This window comes from Eubacterium sp. MSJ-13 (genome assembly GCF_018918235.1).
Classification (GTDB): Bacteria; Bacillota; Clostridia; order Lachnospirales; family Lachnospiraceae; genus Butyribacter.
In genome coordinates this window covers 1-3,140 of sequence record NZ_JAHLQE010000001.1, presented here as the reverse complement: position 1 = coordinate 3,140, position 3,140 = coordinate 1, and the positions used below count along the sequence as shown (strand labels likewise).

General features: G+C 28.2%; 3 protein-coding genes. All 3 read left to right on the top strand.

What is annotated here, in order from left to right:
* The first annotated feature begins 308 nt into the window (after nucleotides 1-308).
* The 3 genes from KQI69_RS00015 to KQI69_RS00005 are packed head-to-tail and all read left to right on the top strand — an operon-like array spanning nucleotide 309 to nucleotide 3,020.
* On the top strand, nucleotides 309-911 hold the full coding sequence (locus KQI69_RS00015) for an accessory gene regulator B family protein (RefSeq protein ID WP_216563175.1): 603 nt from the start codon (nucleotides 309-311) through the stop codon (nucleotides 909-911).
* Nucleotides 901-1,638 carry a LytTR family DNA-binding domain-containing protein gene (locus KQI69_RS00010; protein WP_216563174.1) on the top strand — a complete coding sequence of 246 codons (738 nt, stop codon included), beginning with the start codon at nucleotides 901-903 and terminating at the stop codon, nucleotides 1,636-1,638. Before KQI69_RS00015 ends, KQI69_RS00010 begins: the two co-directional genes overlap by 11 nt.
* Nucleotides 1,639-1,643: 5 nt before the next feature.
* The gene (locus KQI69_RS00005) at nucleotides 1,644-3,020 is read left to right on the top strand and encodes a sensor histidine kinase (RefSeq protein ID WP_216563173.1); all 1,377 of its coding nucleotides are present in this window, start codon (nucleotides 1,644-1,646) and stop codon (nucleotides 3,018-3,020) included.
* Nucleotides 3,021-3,140 lie beyond the last annotated feature (120 nt).

Genomic DNA, 3,140 nt, shown 5'->3' with positions numbered 1-3,140 from the left:
GTCAGAAAATAAAATCAATATTTTTTCAATTTAGTATTGACATTTATTAGCTGGACTATTTAATAGATTCACATTTTTGGATAAATAGTCTAACCTCAATGCTTATTTAATCGTACCACATTTTTTGCCACTTTTTATTTTTTTGCTACGAATGGTCAAAATTTGTATACGAATGGTATTTTTTTGCATATTTCGACACCTCTATAACCATTTATTAACGATTTTTAACCACTTATTACAATTTTCAGTCCCGAGTACATAAATGTGTTAAAATATATATTATAAAAATTTTAAGCGAGGAACATAGTATGTTATATTCAAATAAAATGAGTTCAAAAATTGTAGAGCTTGCCTCTCAAAATAACGATGATGTTAAAAAAAATGCTGATATTTATGTATATCTTGTAAACTCTATTTTAGAGCAGACCATATTTTTTGTTACTTTATTAATAATAGGTTTATTTTTACACAACATTATTTTTAATCTATTATTTTTCATTATTTTTTTTACATATAGAGGCACTGGTGGTGGATATCATGCTTCTAGTCCAATTTTATGTACGATTCTTTCATATACAGCCTACTTTGCTGTTTATATTTTTTGCTTTAAAATAAGGCTTACCAAAAGCACATTTACATTGATTTTATATATTTTAGCAGTAATTTTTATGCTTATATGCCCTTTTTCAGATTGTAAAAACAGACGACGCACAGAAGAGCAAAAGAAGTCCCTTAAATCAAAACAAATTATTTTTATTACTGCCTTTTCATTAGTTGGTTTTATTTTTTACTGTGTAAATAAATTTTTATATTTTAAACTTATTATGATATCAACATACATAATATGTATTACACAAGCTATAGGTTTTATTCAAATGCGAATTGACAAAGGAGGTTTTTATGATTTTTAATATTGCTATTTGTGATGATGAAGAAACTGATTTAAACATTATCTCAAACTACTTAACCGATTTTCAAATGAATAATAATGTTGACTTCAATATCTCACTATTTAATAATAGTAAAAATTTACTTGACTCATATGTAAAACACGGAACATATCATATTTTATTTCTTGATGTCGAAATGCCTGGAATTTCGGGACTCAATATTGCAAAACATATTAGAAATCTTCCAGACAGAGATGTTAAAATAGTATTCGTTAGTAATTATCCAGAATATATGCGTGACAGCTTTGATGTCCAAGCTTTTCATTATCTTCCAAAACCTCTTACATACACTAATTTTGCAAAAGTAATGAAAAATATTATAACTGATTATAATGAATCTCATGCTGTACAATGCATAATTAAAACCGACCTCTCAGAGGAAGTTATTTATTCAAACAAAATTATATACTTAAAAACCATTGATGCATATACAAGACGACTGTTAATCACTCTTGAAGATCATTCTGTTGAAACAACAGGACGACTTGCTGATTGGGAAAAATCTCTTCGTTGGCAAAACTTTATCATGCCACATAGAGGTTATCTTATAAACTCAGCACAAATACATTACATAACGGATGGTAAACTTATAATGAACGATGGTTCACAAATTCCAATGAGCCGCCGCAAAGAAAAGGAAGTCCGACATATGTTTGCCAAAAACACAATAAATCTAAGGAGGTTATAATCAACATGACATTTAACATAATAATATTTAATATATTTATTTGCACTTTTGATATAGCCATTTTAATAATATTTTACAATTCAATCTTTACACAAAGATACGAAAAAATACCATTTTTAATTTTTATAATACCATTTATCTTAGAACAACTTATAGGATATTACATAAGTAACCTTTTTAGTCTTAGCACAGGTGATAATTCTATTTACATGATAAGCATTATAAGTACTTTAAATGTCTTTTGTTTAACTTTTCTTTATAAAAGTACCTTTAAAATCAGGATTTTTGCAGCATTTTCATATCAAATACTTTGTAGTTTAGCAGAGGCATCAATTTATATAATATTTTCTCTACTACCCCCAAAAACTAGTAAATTGTTATTTTCCAACAACACTCTCTGCTTAGCGGCTTCCAAAATCATCCTCTTTATATTAATAATTACTGCAACTCTGATTCTCAAGAAAAAAAGAAATCAGCTATTGTCAACACCGTATTCTTTCCTTGTTTTGTTTATGCCAATTCTCTCTATTTTTATTTTAATTACCATTCCCGATGTCCCACAATCCGTTATATTTCATAAACTTTCAGATACAATTATAATTATCGGTCTTATGGCTGCTAATATTATAAACTATTTTTTATTGGATAATATATTAAAAGTAAATGAACTCGAAATAAGTAAAAAGCAGCTTAAAGACCAGTTAGAATACCAATCTAAAAAATATCTACTTCTTTCAACTACTTACAAAAATTCAAGAAGTATTATACATGATACAAAAAAACATTATCATTACATAATTGACTGTCTGCATAAACAAAATTATGATGAAATCGAAGGTTATCTTAAAAACTCTATAAACGAAATGGAATATACTTTTAACCGAATCAATACAGGAAATCTCGTTATTGATGCTTTTGTCAGTAATCATCAAATGGTTGCCGAACAGAATAATATAATTTTTAAAACCAATATTCAGGTTGACCTTGATAACATTCAAATAGAAGACTATGACTTCAGTATCATACTTGGAAATCTCCTCGACAATAGTTATAGTGCATGTTCTAAAATAATGGCACCTAAAAGAAGAGAAATCGATGTTGAGATTTATACAACTGACAGGGAGCTTGTAATTCACCTGTCAAATACATTTAACTCTGATAGCACAAAATCTGGTGAACATGAAATATTACATGGATTCGGCACTGAAAATGTGAATAATATCGCAATTCAAAACCACGGTTCATACAGCAGCTTTATTGACAAAAATATGTACCATGCGGTTGTCACTATTCCCTGCAATATTGATATTCACCGTGGAAAGCCAGCAGATAAACCTGTTATCAAGGGAGAAGTTTATCTTAATGAACCATCACATAATTAAGACTTCTTTCAATTATAATCTGAAAAAAAGCCTTAACAATAAAAAAGCAGTCTGCCCACACATTGATATGATACCTCTAAAGTAGACAGATTAAATATAAAATCTGTTGCTTGGGAGGTA

Bases quoted from the DNA above. Each gene is read 5' to 3' on its own strand.
- KQI69_RS00015 (WP_216563175.1), top strand. From the start codon at position 309: ATGTTATATTCAAATAAAATGAGTTCAAAAATTGTAGAGCTTGCCTCT.
- KQI69_RS00010 (WP_216563174.1), top strand. From the start codon at position 901: ATGATTTTTAATATTGCTATTTGTGATGATGAAGAAACTGATTTAAAC.
- KQI69_RS00005 (WP_216563173.1), top strand. From the start codon at position 1,644: ATGACATTTAACATAATAATATTTAATATATTTATTTGCACTTTTGAT.